The 15,751-nt window shown below is 35.2% G+C and carries 13 protein-coding genes and 1 tRNA gene; 6 read left to right on the top strand and 8 right to left on the bottom strand.

Annotation, left to right across the window (positions count from 1 at the left end; genetic code table 11):
• Positions 1-53: 53 nt before the first annotated feature.
• The 5 genes from ACE01P_RS12245 to ACE01P_RS12225 all read left to right on the top strand — a co-directional run bounded on the left by ACE01P_RS12245 (position 54) and on the right by ACE01P_RS12225 (position 5,564).
• Positions 54-491: a TPM domain-containing protein gene (locus ACE01P_RS12245; RefSeq protein ID WP_379698061.1), complete on the top strand. Its 438-nt coding sequence runs from the start codon at positions 54-56 to the stop codon at positions 489-491.
• A gap of 3 nt (positions 492-494) precedes the next feature.
• Positions 495-1,340: a TPM domain-containing protein gene (locus tag ACE01P_RS12240; RefSeq protein WP_379698059.1), complete on the top strand. Its 846-nt coding sequence runs from the start codon at positions 495-497 to the stop codon at positions 1,338-1,340.
• 107 nt (positions 1,341-1,447) lie between these two features.
• Positions 1,448-1,861 carry an RrF2 family transcriptional regulator gene (locus ACE01P_RS12235; protein WP_379698057.1) on the top strand — a complete coding sequence of 138 codons (414 nt, stop codon included), beginning with the start codon at positions 1,448-1,450 and terminating at the stop codon, positions 1,859-1,861.
• 250 nt (positions 1,862-2,111) lie between these two features.
• Positions 2,112-4,673 carry a TonB-dependent receptor gene (locus tag ACE01P_RS12230; protein ID WP_379698053.1) on the top strand — a complete coding sequence of 854 codons (2,562 nt, stop codon included), beginning with the start codon at positions 2,112-2,114 and terminating at the stop codon, positions 4,671-4,673.
• Positions 4,674-4,820: 147 nt separating this feature from the next.
• Positions 4,821-5,564 carry a DUF2490 domain-containing protein gene (locus tag ACE01P_RS12225; RefSeq protein WP_379698050.1) on the top strand — a complete coding sequence of 248 codons (744 nt, stop codon included), beginning with the start codon at positions 4,821-4,823 and terminating at the stop codon, positions 5,562-5,564.
• Positions 5,565-5,670: 106 nt separating this feature from the next.
• On the opposite strand, the gene ACE01P_RS12220 is transcribed toward ACE01P_RS12225, so the two are convergent.
• From ACE01P_RS12220 to era, 3 genes are all read right to left on the bottom strand, one after another.
• Positions 5,671-8,421: an outer membrane beta-barrel protein gene (locus ACE01P_RS12220; RefSeq protein ID WP_379698047.1), complete on the bottom strand. Its 2,751-nt coding sequence runs from the start codon at positions 8,419-8,421 to the stop codon at positions 5,671-5,673.
• 158 nt (positions 8,422-8,579) lie between these two features.
• Complete coding sequence (gene der, locus ACE01P_RS12215; RefSeq protein ID WP_379698044.1) at positions 8,580-9,893, bottom strand: ribosome biogenesis GTPase Der; 1,314 nt, start codon at positions 9,891-9,893, stop codon at positions 8,580-8,582.
• Between the two features lie 218 nt (positions 9,894-10,111).
• On the bottom strand, positions 10,112-10,993 hold the full coding sequence (gene era, locus ACE01P_RS12210; RefSeq protein ID WP_379698042.1) for a GTPase Era: 882 nt from the start codon (positions 10,991-10,993) through the stop codon (positions 10,112-10,114).
• Between the two features lie 117 nt (positions 10,994-11,110).
• Between era and ACE01P_RS12205 the strand changes: the two genes are divergently transcribed.
• A tRNA-Met gene (locus ACE01P_RS12205) sits at positions 11,111-11,183 on the top strand.
• Here ACE01P_RS12205 and ACE01P_RS12200 read toward each other — a convergent pair.
• From ACE01P_RS12200 to ACE01P_RS12180, 5 genes are all read right to left on the bottom strand, one after another.
• Positions 11,143-12,699, bottom strand: a complete 1,557-nt coding sequence (locus ACE01P_RS12200) for a recombinase family protein (RefSeq protein WP_379698322.1) — start codon at positions 12,697-12,699, stop codon at positions 11,143-11,145. The two genes, ACE01P_RS12205 and ACE01P_RS12200, sit on opposite strands and share 41 nt — an antisense overlap.
• Positions 12,656-12,928, bottom strand: coding sequence for a hypothetical protein (locus ACE01P_RS12195; protein WP_379698039.1), 273 nt, complete (start codon positions 12,926-12,928; stop codon positions 12,656-12,658). The genes ACE01P_RS12200 and ACE01P_RS12195 overlap by 44 nt, the downstream gene beginning before the upstream one ends.
• A gap of 197 nt (positions 12,929-13,125) precedes the next feature.
• Positions 13,126-13,512, bottom strand: a complete 387-nt coding sequence (locus ACE01P_RS12190; RefSeq protein WP_379698037.1) for a hypothetical protein — start codon at positions 13,510-13,512, stop codon at positions 13,126-13,128.
• A complete protein-coding gene (locus tag ACE01P_RS12185; protein ID WP_379698034.1) occupies positions 13,496-15,118 on the bottom strand; it encodes a hypothetical protein in 1,623 nt (540 codons plus the stop codon). The genes ACE01P_RS12190 and ACE01P_RS12185 overlap by 17 nt, the downstream gene beginning before the upstream one ends.
• Positions 15,119-15,152: 34 nt before the next feature.
• Complete coding sequence (locus ACE01P_RS12180) at positions 15,153-15,722, bottom strand: hypothetical protein (protein WP_379698031.1); 570 nt, start codon at positions 15,720-15,722, stop codon at positions 15,153-15,155.
• Between the last annotated feature and the right edge of the window lie 29 nt (positions 15,723-15,751).

Raw genomic sequence — 15,751 nt, 5'->3', positions numbered from 1 at the left:
AAAGATTTCAAGTTAAATCTGAAATCTAAAATCAACAATCTAAAATTACTCAAATGTCACAAGTAGAAGATTTTTTAACCAAAGAAGAAGAGAGAGAAATTGTTGAAGCTATTCGCATGGCTGAAAATAATACTTCTGGCGAAATTAGAGTACATATAGAAAAAACAACTTCTAAAGTCCATTTTGATAGGGCTTTAGAAGTTTTTCATGAATTGCGAATGGATGAAACTAAACTGAAAAATGGCGTATTGCTCTATTTTGCAGTTGAAGATAAAAACTTTGTAATTTGTGGAGACAAAGGAATTAATGATTTGGTTGCAGATGATTTTTGGCATTGCACCAAAGACATTATGGCCAATCATTTTAAAGCTGGAAACTTTAAGCAAGGAATTGTCGATGGTATTTTGAATGCCGGAGAACAGCTTAAAAAATATTTTCCTTCTCAGGAAGATGATGTAAACGAACTATCTAACGAAATCTCAAAAGGATAAATAATGAAAAATTCCAAAATTAAAATCCCAAATTCTAATAGAATTTTTCAGATTACCTTTTTGTTTATCGCATTATTTATCAGCAATGCTATTTTTGCGCAATTTGAGATTCCGCCAAAGCCAAGTTTTCAAACTTCCGTTTACGATTACGCTAACATTTTAAGTTCTACAGAAAAAGCACAATTAGAAGAAAAACTAGTTCGCTACTCCGATTCGACTACTACTCAAATTGTTGTTATTACAATTGAAAGTTTAAAAGGAGAAGATGTAAGCCAGTTAGCAACAAAATGGGGACAAACTTGGGGAATTGGAGGAACTAAAGAAGATGATAATGGCGTTGTCATTCTTTTAGCTAAAAATGAGAAGAAAATTGCCATCAATCCGGGTTACGGTCTTGAAGATCGTTTAACAGCAGGTATTGGCGGAACAATCATCAGAAACATTATTATTCCAGAATTTAAAGCAGGTAGCTTTTACAACGGTCTTGATAAAGGAACTGATGCTATTATTGATGTTTTTAAAGGAAAATTTAAAGGCGAGCGCAAACAAAGTAAAGGACAAGACTTTCCTTTCCTACCCTTTATCGTAATTGTTGTAATAGTTTTAATTCTGCTTTCTCGAAATAAAAGAGGCGGTGGCGGAAATTCAGGTAACAATGGCGGTGGAGGCCCTAGCCTACTTGATGCCATTATTCTAAGCAATCTTGGAAGAAGCAGCGGAGGTTTTGGAGGATTCGGAGGAGGATCATCTGGCGGCGGTTTCGGCGGAGGCGGAGGCTTCGGCGGAGGCTTCGGCGGCGGATTTGGCGGTGGAGGTTTCTCTGGAGGAGGATCTAGCGGAGGCTGGTAATTAAATTTTGTTTCATGTTTTAAGTTTTGTTTAAAGTTTCAAGTATCTTTGGAAATATTTTAGTTTCAAAATTTAATTCATAATTTATAATTCATAATTAAAAATAGATGTTATCACATAAAGCAAAATACGCCCTTAAGGCCTTACTTTATTTAGCAGAACAAGACGAAAATCACATTTCTAGAACAGTGGAAATTGCTGAAGGGGCAAATATTCCTAAAAAGTTCCTAGAACAGATTTTGTTAGATCTAAAACGCGGTCGTTTTGTGAGCAGTAAGCAAGGAAAATTTGGCGGTTATTATCTGATAAAATCTAAAAACGACATTACTTTGGCAGAAATTCACCGATTATTTGACGGTGCAATTGCACTTTTGCCATGTGCTTCTCTAAATTTTTACGAGCCTTGCGCTGATTGCAAAACCGAGTCTGAATGCAGTCTACGTCACGGTTTAATGCTTATCAGAGACAAAACTTTGAAGGCTATGGAAGGTATCACAATCGCTTCATTAGTGAAGAAATAAAAAAATATTTTCTAAATCCTAGTAAATCGATAGAATTAATTATATATATTTGCCAAAAATAATTAACTAATCATTTACAAAATATTAACTCATGAAAGTACATTCTAGTAAATCAGGTGGAAAAAATCTTTTGCAAAAAAACTATAATTATAAATTCACAACTGTGAATACTGCTTCATTTATGATGTGTATGTGTTGGTAAAAAAAATTTAATTTTAAATTCTACTAATCACATATACTTAATATAAAAATGAAAACATCTATAAAAAATATATTTACAATACTTGCAGTTTTAACGTTCTCAATCTCATTTGCACAAAAAATTGACGGGGTTGTTACAACAGATCAAAATATTCCTTTAGAAGCAGCCAATGTGGTAATTAAAGGAACGACTTTTAGTACAATTACAGATTCTGAAGGAAGATTTTCGATAGAATCACAAGGAAAATTACCGCTTACACTTTTAGTTCAATACATTGGTTATAATACTGCTGAACTTGAAATTACAGCTATACCAGCTTCTCCTCTATTAGTTACTTTACGTGAAGAAAACAAACTTGTAGAAGTTGTGGTTTCTTCAAGAAGAAGAATTGAAAAAGTACAAGATGTGCCAATCGCAGTTTCTGTTGTTACAGGAAAACAAGCAGAACAAGCTGGAGCATTTAATGTTAACCGAATTAAAGAATTGGTTCCTTCTGTTCAATTGTATTCTTCTAACCCAAGAAATACCGGAATCAACATTAGAAGTTTAGGTTCGCCTTTCGGACTTACAAATGATGGAATCGATCCTGGAGTTGGTTTCTACGTTGATGGCGTTTACTATGCGCGTCCAGCAGCGACTACATTAGACTTTATCGATGTTGAACAAATTGAAGTTTTACGCGGCCCACAAGGTTCTTTATTTGGAAAAAATACTACTTCTGGAGCTTTTAACATTACTTCTCGCAAACCAAGTTTTACAACAGGTGCTGATTTTGAACTTAGTTACGGAAATTATGCTTTTTTACAGGCTAAAGCTTCTGTTACTGGAGCATTAGGAAAAAAAGTAGCAGGCCGTTTATCATTCTCAGGAACACAGCGTGATGGATTAATTGACAATGTTGCTACAGGAAGACCAACTAATACTTTGAACAATCAAGGTTTTAGAGGACAATTATTATGGACTCCAACAGAAAACACGAATATTATTTTAGCTGGAGATCTTACAACACAGCGTCCTGACGGATATGCACAGGTTGTTGCTGGTGTTGCCCCTACTAAAAGGGCTGCATACCGTCAGTTTGATGCTATTATTGCCGATTTAAACTATCAATTGCCAAGTACAAATGCTTTTGACCGTAAAATAGATCATGATACTCCTTGGCGCTCTGGACAAGATTTAGGAGGTGTTTCGTTAAACATTGATACAAAAATTGGAGGCGGAACTCTTACTTCTACAACTGCTTGGCGTTTCTGGAACTGGGATCCATCAAATGACAGGGATTTCACAGGATTACAAGTTTTGGCTAAATCTCAAAACCCAACAAGACAAACACAGATCACACAAGAGATTCGCTACGCAGGACAATTAACTTCAAAAATTAGCGGTGTTGGAGGTGTGTTCTTTATCGATCAAACTTCTCAAACAGATGGTACAGAAGAATCTGGAAACGCACAATGGAGATTTTCTCAAAGTTCAACAAGTCCATTATGGAAAACTCCAGGCCTTTTTGAAGGTTACGGAATTCATACTGATGCCAGAATTAGAGCTTCGAGTGCTGCGGTATTTGGGCAAATCGATTGGGCTGTTACAGATAGATTCCACATTTTGCCAGGTTTGAGATATAACTTTGACAAAAAAGATGCAAGCTACTCTCGTAAAACTTACGGAGGTCTTCAGACAACAGATCCTGCTTTATTGGCTTTGAAAAAATCAGTTTACTCTGATCAAGCATTTGATTCAGATACAGATAACACAGACTTTTCTGGAAACTTAACTCTTACTTACAAAGCATCAGACAAAATCAATGTTTATGCTACTTATGCTAAAAGTTACAAACCTGTTGGAGTTAACGTAGCTGGGCTTCCATCAAACTCAGCAGGCCAACCAATGACAGAACTTGCTGTAGTTAAACCAGAAAAAGTAAATCATTATGAAATTGGAGTAAAAACGTCTCCATTTAAAAACTCAATCTTCAACTTGACGTTCTTTAATACTGATATCAAAGATTTCCAAACTAACGTTCAGGCAGCTGAATTAGGTGTAAACCGCGGTTATCTTGCAAACGCAGATAAAGTACGTGTAAGAGGTGCAGAATTGGATGCGAGCTTTGTAATAAACTCACATGTAACCATAAATGGTGCTGCTACTTATACAGATGGTAAATATGTGAAATTTACAAATGCGCCGCTTCCATTAGAAGACACAGGACTTACTGTTGATGGAGTTCAGGTTGCTTACAAAGATGTTTCTGGAACTGAATTGCCAGGAGCTTCAAGATGGGCAGGTTCACTTGGAGGTGAGCTTTCAGATAATGCAAGATTCTTTGGAAATGCTGGAAAAATCTTCTTCGCTGCTGATGGATATGCTCGTTCTGAATTTTCTTCAAGCCCTTCGGCTTCAAAATATTTAGTAGTTCAAGGTTATGCAATCTTTAATGCTCGTTTAGGTTTCCGTGCTTCACAAGGATTATCTATTCAGTTTTGGGGAAGAAACCTTTTCAATAAAGATTACTATGAGCAATTATTGCCTGCTAGTGGTAACACAGGACAATATGCTGGTGTTCTTGGTGATCAAAGAACTTACGGAGTTACATTTAAGTATTCACTGTAAGCGGTTAGTTAGTTTTAGTATTAAAACGAGATGCATTTTAGAATGTGTCTCGTTTTTTTATTTTCACAAAAAAAATTATAAAACAGATTTTAAAATAATTAGGAATGAGATCATTTTATATAAATTCGCAGCTTGAATTTATAGCAATTGAACAGATTTCTTAGCTTTCTTTTTATTATAATCTTTGCTAGCCAGTTAATTACGGGGCAAAATCAAAGAAATATCGACCAGCAGACTCTGACTTGGATTCGATATTATAATATTTTTCCCTTATCTGAAAAATGGGCACTACATTCTGAATTTGATAATCGAAGTTTTGTAAACCCTATTCACGAAAATCTTTTTGTTATAAGATCTCAAGCTCGTTTCAGAGCAAATAAAATGGTTGAATTAGGAGCTGGATTTGCTTTTTTTAGTGTCAATACTCAAAATCCGCATGTTGATCCTGATTATTCTGTTCCCGAATATAGAGCACAGCAAGATGCAACTTTGATCAATGATATTGCTAAAATCACTTTTCATAACCGTTTTCAGCTAGAAGAACGATTCATTCAAAAAGCAGATAAAAGCGGACTTCTTGACGAGTTCTCATATGCTTTTCGATTTAGATACCGTTTACAATCTATGTTTACCCTTTGGGAAAAAGAAGGCCGAAGCATAAAAGGAACTATTTCAGATGAAATTTTATTCAATTTCGGAAAAGATAATCGTAGAAATACTTTCGATCAAAATCGTATTTATGTTGCTTTACGATATCATTTCAATCCAAATCTTGGTGTGGAATTGGGTTATTTAAAGAACTTTCAAAGACGCGCCAGCGGCGTAGATTTTTACGATCGTGATATTTTCAGGTTAACAGTTTATCATCGAATTAATCGTAAAAAATTATAAACTATGAGTTATAAGTTATACAAAAAATGCCGATCAAATTCAGTTTGATCGGCATTTTTACAACCTTTGTAACTTTGTCCCTCTGAACCTTTGTCCCTCAAAAAGACTATGCTCCTCTTTGCTTTCTTCCTTTTTTACTATCGGCAAAATTTCCGATTTTATAAGCTAGAGAAAACATTACATATCGTTTTAAAACCGTGTTTTCTTCATCACGGATAGAAGTTGGCGAAATTGTTCTTGTCGCACTTTGATTCTGATTCAAAACATCATAAACCTTCACTTTCGCGTAAAGCTTTTTATCCAAAAAACCGTAAGACAAACTCGTGTTCCAAAGGAAAAAATCCTTTTTAAAATCATCTGAAATGTTTGAATTATAAGTATATCCAAAATCATTTCCGAAAATTAAATTAGCTGGCCAATACGAAGTTGTCTGCATATTGATTCTATGAATTACGTTTGAAGTCGCATCTCTTGAAAAGTTTTCATATCTCGTTTCGTTGTATGATAAACTATAAGATGGCGCAATTGAAAGCACTTCTCCATAATCATAAGAAGCGTAAACACTTGGCGTAATTACAACCGATTTTGCATAATATAAAACAGCATTTGTAAATCCTTTATCAAAATTATAATTACCGCTTAAACGCAAACCATATCGAATCGTATGCGCATCTTTTTTAATCTGTTGATTCCAGTTTCCTCCAACCGAAGCCGAATAAGTTCCTGAAATATTTACATAAGTTGTGTTTCTTTTTCCGCTATCATCATAAATAGAAGTCGAAACTATATCATTATTATAATAATCTCCTTTAAGAAATAAACTGTAGCCAGAACGTGTTCTAAAATCGAAATTTTTAAAATCGATACCCGCAGTATTTTTCTCTATCGGATTTAAGTTCGGGTTACCAATTACACTATTCAACGGATTATTTAAATCTGCAACTGGCATTAATTGTGTTGCTGACGGAAGCGCATTAGAATAATCGTATTTAAAAGTTAAATTTTTAGAACGATCGAATTTGTATCGAAGCTGAGCCCTTCCGTATGGAAGCATGTATCTCTTATCTAAATCGGTTGCTTGATTCAAGTAAAACGAATGATTATCAAACTCTACAACTGATGTTCTCGAATCGATGTTCAATGTAAACTTACTTTTCTGCCAAGTAATACCTACTTTTGGCGTAATCGAATTTTGCTTAGATGTTGTATAATTTGTCAGCGATAAGTTTAAATCTGAATAATCCTGTGAAACATCATCAAAATTAAATGTCTTTTGATCACTCATCGAACTTTGCCAGTCAAAATCGGTACCAAAACGAACTCGAAGTGAATCTGTAATAGGCTCTGTATATTCTAGGTCAAAAGAATAAGCATCGCTTTTTGAAGTATTTTTTGCGTTCTGATTTCTCTCATCATTTGGCTTTGCATCCTGATAAAAAATAGTCTCCGAAATATTAATTCCGTTCGAATCATTTTTAGTGTTATTGTTATTAAAAACTACACTTAAATTTCGAGATTTCTTTTCGAAAGTTTTATTGAAATTGATGCTATTGGCAAAGCTCGTATTCGAACTTTCTGTATGAGATGTTGCTGTACTTTCGTTCAATGCATCGCCATTTTCATTTTCAGAAAAAGTCGAAGAAGAAGAATTATTATTAGATTCAGACAAATTTAATCTAGGCGCAAAAACAATTTGCATAGTAGGATCAATTTTGTATTCTAATTCAAAATTAACGTTGTTTCCAGTATTTTCATTTCTAGTTTTAGAATCTGATTCGGTCAAAATATTCCCTGTCGGCAATAAACTAAGCTGATTCGATTTACTTTCGTTTTTAGTCACTGCATTTGTAAAGTTATAACTGCTCATAAACTCCAAATCTTTTGACCAATCGTCAGAATAATTAATTCCGGCCAAAGTAGACTGCGTAATTCCTTTTCCTCCGCTACTCGCGCCTTGATTGCCTCCTTTTGCATTTCTTCCTCCTCCCATATTATCAAAAACTTCATCCATAGAAAATCCAGTTGAGTTGATGTTATTTGAAGAAGCTAAAACACTAATTTTTTGTTTATTCTTGAAGAAGTTCATCATTAAACTGCTTTCGTAGCGTTCGTCTGAACCGTATCCGCCAAGGACTTTACCGAAATACCCCTTGTTTTTCTTTTCGTCAATTGTAATATTTATACTTGAATAATCTGAAGTCGATTCTTGTTTAGCAAGCTCTTCTTTTTTGGTTTTAAAATCAGAAACCTGAACTTTTTTAATAATATCGGCAGGAAGATTTTTAATGGCAATCGCTCCGTCTTTATCAAAAAATGCTTTTCCGTTGACTAAAACCTGATTGACTTCTCGCCCATTTACGGTAATTTTTCCAGTATTATCAACATCAAATCCAGGCAATTGTTTCAGTAAAGTCTCCACATTTGCATCTGGACGCACTTTATAAGAACCCGCATTAAATTCTAAAGTATCTTTTTTAATTGTAATTGGCGGCGCTTCGCTTTTAATTATTACTTCATTTAAAACATTTGCGTTTTCAAGCATATACAATTTTCCAAAGTCTTTACTTTCTGTAAGTCCTTTTTGTTCTTCATAATAAGCTTGATAGCCCGTATAATTTACTTTTAGGAAAACTGGTTTATCATACTTTTTAGTATTGATAATAAAATTTCCGTTTTTATCGGTTGTAGCATACTCGATAATAGTAGAATCTTTTACAGCCGTAAAATAAACCGTGGCGAGTTCTAGCGGAAGCTGCGAATTAATATCAACTACAGTTCCTTTAATAACAATATTGTTCTGGGCATTTGCCGAATAAACAAAAGCTAAAAACAATAAAAATGAATAAATCTTGGTCATAAAATTGGGTTAGTTAGATCAGTAAGACTTAAAAAAATGCAAAAGGTTTAATTGTATTTTTTACATTTATTCAAATATAATGCCAATAAAAAATTGATCTTGTAATTATCATAGACGCAAAACATAAAAAAATCCCCTATTTGAGGGGATTCTTTTTTTTATTTTTCTCTAATATAAATATCGATCGGAACTCCTGCAAAATCCCATTTCTCTCTGATTTTATTTTCAAGATATCTTTTATATGGTTCTTTAACATATTGTGGCATATTCGCAAAAAACACAAACTGAGGCGTTTGAGTTGGTAACTGCATACAATATTTAATTTTCACATATTTACCTTTTGTCGCTGGTGGCGGATATGCTTCGATCACCTTCAACATATATTCATTAAATTTTGAAGTAGCAATTCTTTGTTTTCTATTTTCGAAAACTTGAACCGTAGCTTCAAGTGCTTTTAATAAACGCTGTTTTGTTAAAGCAGAAACGAATAAAATTGGCACATCTGTAAAAGGCATTAATTCTTTTTTGATTTTCTCTTCGTAATCACGAGTTGACATAGTATCTTTTTCTACTAAGTCCCATTTGTTTACCAAGATTACAACCCCTTTACGGTTTTTCTCAGCCAACCAGAAAATACTTTGGTCTTGACCTTCAAATCCACGAGTTGCATCGATAACCAATATACAGATATCTGCATGCTCAATTGCTCTAACAGAACGCATTACAGAATAAAACTCTAAATCTTCTTTTACTTTTGCTTTACGGCGAATTCCGGCAGTATCAACCAAGTTAAATTCGAAACCAAAACGGTCAAATTTAGTATCAATTGCATCACGAGTTGTTCCTGCAATATCAGTAACAATGTAACGATCCTTACCAATCAAAGCATTGATAAAACTAGATTTTCCAGCATTAGGGCGACCTACAACTGCAAAACGAGGCAATTCAACTTCTGGCGTAACTGGCTCAGGTTTTTCAGGAAAAGATTCAATTAAAGCATCTAATAAATCTCCTGTTCCACTTCCAGAGATACTTGCGAAAGTATAATATTCGCCTAAACCAAGGTTATAAAACTCTACAGCGTCTTTTTCACGCATTGCGTTATCCACCTTATTTACAGCTAATAAAACTGGTTTAGTTACTTTACGAAGCAATTTTGCAACGGTTTCATCCATTGGCGTAATTCCTTCTTCAACATCAACCACAAAAATAATAACATCGGCTTCGTCGATAGCAAGCTCTACCTGTTTACGAATTTCACCTTCGAAAACGTCATCAGACCCTCGAACATATCCACCTGTATCAATGACAGAAAACTCTTTTCCGTTCCACTCGCTTTTACCATAGTTTCTATCACGGGTAACCCCAGATACTGAATCTACAATAGCTTCTCTTCTTTGTATCAGCCTATTAAACAGGGTCGATTTCCCTACGTTAGGTCTTCCTACTATCGCAACAATGTTATTACTCATTTTTGTTAATTTTAGATTTTAGATTTCCAATTTTAGAATTTTAATTACTTAAAAAACCAAACACTTGTAATCCAAAATGCTGTTTTTAAATTTTTTGCAAAGGTAGTTAAAAAAAGTTGCTGAGACGCTAAGTTTCTAAGTACCTAAGTTTTTTATATTTTTTAGCCGCAGTCGCAGTTTTCAGACTGAGACTGTAAACTGCGACTGAAAGCTCTTTTTTATTGATTGTATCCGAAACGTTTCAGCATATTAGCGTTGCTTCTCCAGTTTTTATTCACTTTTACGTAAAGTTCAATATGAATTTGTTTTCCGAAGAATTTCTCTAAATCAGCACGAGCATCTGTTCCAACTTTTTTCAAAGCAGCTCCTTTGTGACCAATAATAATCCCTTTTTGCGTATCGCGTTCCACCATAATTACCGAACGGATTCTTATAATTTTTTCATCTTCATGAAATTCTTCTGTCACGATTTCAACCGCATACGGAATCTCTTTACTGTAATTCAACAAGATTTTCTCACGAATCGTTTCGTTTACGAAGAAACGCTCTGGTTTATCTGTTAATTGATCTTTAGGATAATAAGCTGGTGATTCTGGCAATAATTCGATAATTCTTCCAAAAACTTCTGGAACGTTGAAGTTCTGCAAAGCTGAAATTGGGAAAATCTCTGCATTTGGCACTTTTTCTTTCCAGAAAGAAACTTGCTGTTCTAATTGTTCTTGGTTTGAATTATCAATCTTATTTAAAAGCAATAAAACCGGAATCTTAGCATGAATGATTTTTTTAAAGAAATCTTCGTCTTTAAGATCTTGCTCGCCTATTTCGACCATGTAGATTAAAATGTCAGCATCTTCAAAAGCCGACTTTACAAAGTTCATCATCGATTCCTGCATTTCGTATGCCGGTTTGATAATTCCAGGAGTATCAGACAAAACCAATTGAAAGTCTTCTCCATTTACAATTCCTAAAATTCTATGACGTGTAGTTTGTGCTTTTGATGTAATGATCGACAATCGTTCTCCAACGAAAGCGTTCATCAATGTTGATTTTCCAACATTTGGATTTCCGATAATATTTACGAAACCTGCTTTATGTGACATTTGCATGATATTTTAAGATGCAAAGGTAGTCATATCAACTCAATACAGAAAATAAAACATTTTTTTAAGTTTTCGTTGGATTTCTAAAAAATCGGCGTATCTTTGCACCCGAAACATCGCGGGATAGAGCAGTAGGCAGCTCGTCGGGCTCATAACCCGAAGGTCACAGGTTCGAGTCCTGTTCCCGCTACTAATTGGGACAAAGAAGAAAATTTCTTCTTTGTCCCTTTTTTATTTAGCCCTATCAGCCTGTTAATACTGTAGATGAGATGCACCACTTCATTTACTCTAGCGGTTCGAAACCCGTTTTCTGAGATCGTAAAATTCTCAGGAAAAATCGAACCTAATAAATCTCTCGATTCAATCCAGTTGCCGTTTTCATAATATTCATTAAGCTTCATCAGGTTCTCTACTCCCGCTTTTAAAAGCTCTTGAATATCTTTATTCTCATCATCGATACCAGATAATTTAAGTTCAAGCCTCCTTACCATCTCTCCATAATCTGACTTCATATCTCGGTAGTCTGAAGCATCTATCTGTTTTGTTGCAAGAAGATCTCTTGCATTTGATATTCTGGCTTCATAATCTTTGATCTGGCTTATGATTTTAGTTTTTTCTTCCAAGACATCCTTAATCTGTTCTTTATAACAGTCGCCTATGACATTAGCATAGATATTTTTAACCTCAGGAATAGGAACATATTTTTTCAGATTCTGTATAAATATCTCATTGGCTGTTTCCGAGTTTATCCTGTATCTGCATCCTGCACTGCAATGGTAATAAGGATAATATTTATGTCGTCCTTTAGATATGCTTCCAGTCAATATTTTCCCGCAGTCGGGACAGATGAAAAAACCTCTGAGCGGAAAAGGCTTGGCTGAAAGTGCCTTTGGAAGATATTTGCGGGATCTCCCGTCAAGAACATCCTGAACTTTATAGAAAAGCATTTCCGAGATTAATGCTTCATGCTGTCCTCTCACTAAAGCGCGTTCCTCATCCTTATATTTAGGAACTTCTATCTTTCCACAGTAAAGAGGATTGCGGATCGCTCTCCAGAAATGGTTCTTGCCTGCTTTAAGCCCCTTTTCTTTTGCCATGTGAAGCACCTGTTCCGTATTGAAGATTCCTTTGGAAAGTTCTTCAAAAGCCCATTTTAAAATAGAGGCTTCTGGCTGGTCGAATGCAATATATTTTGTTCCGTCTTCTTTTACTCTGTTGATATACCCTATTGGTGCAATCCCCATATACCTTCCCTCTTTTCTCGCTCTTCTCATTCCGTGAAAGGTATTCAGGGCTCTACGGTCATTTTCCACCTCGGGAGCAGCCAGATAAAAAGCCAGCATCATTTTGTTTTCTGGTATTGAAAGATCTAAAGGCTGTTCTATAGCCTGAGGCTCTACTCCCAGTTTTCTGAGCATACTGATCATCTGGTATGCATCTCCTGCATTTCTGCTGAACCTGTCCCATTTGGTAAACAGCAGAAGATCGGTTTTATTCTTATGCTTCTTTAGATCCGCAAGCAGTTTCTTCCACTGCGGGCGGTTGAATGTCTTTGCCGAATGGTCTTCATAAATAACATGTCTTATTTCAACTGCATTTATTTCGCAGTACTTGCGAAGCATTTCTTCCTGATTTCTCTGTGAGTAGCCCCTGTCTGCCTGCTCATCTGTACTCACTCTCACGTATAGGTCTGCTATTTTTCTCATCTTTTTTCTTTAAATAGTTTGAAACTGCCATGTTTGCCAGTTTTCTTAAAAATTCTAAAATCATTCCCGCCTGTTCCAGCGTCACTTCCACTCCTTCATCTTTCAGCATTTTTTTTGTCTTTTCTGCCGTCATTTTTCCTCTTTCTTCTCTTCCATCCTTCTCCATTTGAAATTCCTCTTCATTAAAAAAAGACCGAGCCTCGGTCTTTTTTGTTCCACAATCATTCATCGCTATAAAGTTATGACACTTTTTTCATTTTATCCTGATCAAAATATGGTGGGGATAATACAAATATAAAACCTAATCCACTGAGGATCATAAGCAAAATTTACCTATCATCACTCAATCCTTTTTCAGATTTTCTCCCAAAGATAAATCGCTTTTCTGTCAATGTCATGGACATAATATGTACATTAAAACGCAACTCATGAATTGGAATCTGCATTGCCTTCATCTTTCAAATCCTTACATAAATAACTTATTTCGTTTATAAGCTCAAATTCATCGATCGGGAACAGCTGAAGCGTTACTCCCAATATAAGCCCTACATCAATATTCTGGTTTAGAACCGTAGGCGGAACTTCCGCGCTGTCGTTGTCCAAAGCAATTATGCAGAGCTTCATCAGGTTTCTTATAATTGAAAGAAGTTCGCAATAATCATATATTCTGATCTCTGCATTATACATGCCTCTTTTATCCTGTGCTGGTTTTAAAGTATTAAGCAGTCTATTGCTTAACATTCCGATTCTTTCCAGTTTCATAATTTCATCTGTATCCATAATCTTTATCCTTAAATTAATTTGCCGAATCATTCTGTTCAATTTTTTTCACAAGCCCGCCTTCAACAACTGCAAGACTGAGTTCATCCATAAGTTTCTCCGCAATTACTTTCATTTGATTAATTTCTTCCGTAGCCAGTCTTGATGACCAGTTGAACACAGCCCTGTTTCTATCCAAGAAAGGGAAAAAGCCAGTCCAGAACTGTTCCGTCAAATAACTGTTTTTTATCATATCAGGTTCGGCATAAATGCAAAGCTCCCATAAGGTCTGGCTTGGCAGATAATTTGGCATATAATGCGTTTTTGCAAAAATGTAGGTTCTGCAGAATGACATGAAAAACAATGAGAAAATGGTGGTCAGCCCGCAGTAATTGCCATCAGCATTATTGGCGATCATAGAAAACTGGCGGAAACTCTGTTCTGTCCATCTGTAATAAAAGTCGATGTCGCCATGATATGGTCTGTGGGGAGATTCCCAGTGAAAATCTGGATGATTCATGTTTGATGAATAGATCAGAAAATCTTCCTTTATTATCTTTTGAAAGAAATTCTGGTATTCATAGAGATTATTCTGTATCCAGCAACGACTGTGGCTGATCAGAACAAAAGAAGATCTGCCTTCTGTCCTGCTTTTTATGGTATTAGTGATTGATTTTAATTTTTCATTCCCCAGACTATCACCAATTATCAGAAGATAATAAGCAGTTTTTGAATGGTTTACAGCCTTATTATAGAAATAAATCTGTTCTGCATCAGCTGAATCTAAAATAGTCTGGACAGCGGTTTCAAGAACTTTATCTTTAGGCTCTGCATCACATAAAACTTCCTGCTTCAGCGCATATCCTTTCTTTATCAGTTTTCTAAACTCATTAAATCTATCCCCGATAAGCCCGTACAAACTTTCTTCAGCATTTCCCACAGCATTAAACATTTCATTTCTGTACATCGCTTCCTCATCGCTGGAAGCTTCTTTTGCCTGCTCAAAAAGATCAATAAGATAATACCCTCCTTTAGTAGTTTTTATAAAGTATTTTTGGATTACTGGAATGTATCGGATAAGATTATTTATCCTTTCATTCAGATCGGCAGAGTCTGATCTATTTCCTATATATAATTCTTCCAGCCATTGGAGATCATATTCAATAAGCCTGCTGTAAGATGTAAAAACACTGTTGGAAGAGCCTTCTGAAATGAGATTTTTAATCTGCCATTTATGAAGCTGATGATCATGATGGAAATTGTTTTCAAATTCATTAAATCTCTTCTTGAATTTCTTCCATTCCACCGTTTTAAAAGCAGAATCTGCAAATTCATTATTCTGGTAGATAACCGCAGACTCACGGCAGTAAAATGCTTTGAACGGATCACCCAGAGAATAGTGATGTCTAATTTTTGAAGTAAAAATAAATAATACATCTATGTGAAGGTGTTCTTTAACTTTTCTAACCCATTTGGCATGCTGATGTTTCTGCGCATCTATACTGCTCTCAATATTGATTATAAGTTTTGAAAATACCGAGAATTGTTCTCTTGTAAAAAACATCTGCACGATATTATATTTACCCGCAAGTTCTCTTAATATGTTTTCCAGATACTCGTTTTCGAGTTTTGGAAAAGTAAGTTTTTCTAAAGTTTTCATATTGTTTATTTTTTGAAATTGATATTGCGGTTATCTACTCGGCAGGGGATAAAATATCCTCTCTCTGTTTCTCTTTTTTAATCTTTTCTATGCCTCTTTCCATGATAAGCTGTCCTGCATCGAGCATTTTCACTAAGTGCACATAAGGAGTGATAATGTCATAATCCGATTCTTCTGCGTGGGGAGACAATGAAAGGTGCACGATTTCACAGAGGAAGGATTCAAACTGATCCAGCGATTTCTCTTCAAATGCATTTTGAAATGCTTTAAAAGGATTTTTATACTCTGCTTTACTTAAAGAAGCTAAATGGACTAGTGAAGTATAGTCGTCCGAGCCTTTCGCAAGCCATTTTCTGCTTTTTCTTTTGAGGCAGTGGCAGACTTTTAAAAAAGAGCTTAAAGCGGTATAAATGACAAAGACATGGCACGGGCTATGCTGTCTGCAAATCTCCCTCCTGTAGCTGTGCATCACTAAATCGTTTAAAGTCTGCTTATACTCGTCAAGATGTGAAAAGTCAAAAAAAGCATGAAGGGCATCATATGGATTTCCTGCCTCGTAAGCTGACCAAAAATTAGTTCCAAAGGATAATTTATTCTTTTTCATAGCGGAAATATTTAGAATTCAAAAGCGAA

The organism is Flavobacterium sp. HJSW_4 (assembly GCF_042436695.1).
Lineage (GTDB): Bacteria > Bacteroidota > Bacteroidia > Flavobacteriales > Flavobacteriaceae > Flavobacterium.
This window is presented reverse-complemented; position numbering and strand designations above follow the sequence as displayed.

Excerpts from the sequence above, each read along its gene's own strand:
- ACE01P_RS12245 (WP_379698061.1), top strand. The coding sequence starts at position 54 with ATGTCACAAGTAGAAGATTTTTTAACCAAAGAAGAAGAGAGAGAAATT.
- ACE01P_RS12240 (WP_379698059.1), top strand. The coding sequence starts at position 495 with ATGAAAAATTCCAAAATTAAAATCCCAAATTCTAATAGAATTTTTCAG.
- ACE01P_RS12235 (WP_379698057.1), top strand. The coding sequence starts at position 1,448 with ATGTTATCACATAAAGCAAAATACGCCCTTAAGGCCTTACTTTATTTA.
- ACE01P_RS12230 (WP_379698053.1), top strand. The coding sequence starts at position 2,112 with ATGAAAACATCTATAAAAAATATATTTACAATACTTGCAGTTTTAACG.
- ACE01P_RS12220 (WP_379698047.1), bottom strand. The coding sequence starts at position 8,421 with ATGACCAAGATTTATTCATTTTTATTGTTTTTAGCTTTTGTTTATTCG.
- der (WP_379698044.1), bottom strand. The coding sequence starts at position 9,893 with ATGAGTAATAACATTGTTGCGATAGTAGGAAGACCTAACGTAGGGAAA.
- era (WP_379698042.1), bottom strand. The coding sequence starts at position 10,993 with ATGTCACATAAAGCAGGTTTCGTAAATATTATCGGAAATCCAAATGTT.
- ACE01P_RS12200 (WP_379698322.1), bottom strand. The coding sequence starts at position 12,699 with ATGAGAAAAATAGCAGACCTATACGTGAGAGTGAGTACAGATGAGCAG.
- ACE01P_RS12195 (WP_379698039.1), bottom strand. The coding sequence starts at position 12,928 with ATGAATGATTGTGGAACAAAAAAGACCGAGGCTCGGTCTTTTTTTAAT.
- ACE01P_RS12190 (WP_379698037.1), bottom strand. The coding sequence starts at position 13,512 with ATGATTCGGCAAATTAATTTAAGGATAAAGATTATGGATACAGATGAA.
- ACE01P_RS12185 (WP_379698034.1), bottom strand. The coding sequence starts at position 15,118 with ATGAAAACTTTAGAAAAACTTACTTTTCCAAAACTCGAAAACGAGTAT.
- ACE01P_RS12180 (WP_379698031.1), bottom strand. The coding sequence starts at position 15,722 with ATGAAAAAGAATAAATTATCCTTTGGAACTAATTTTTGGTCAGCTTAC.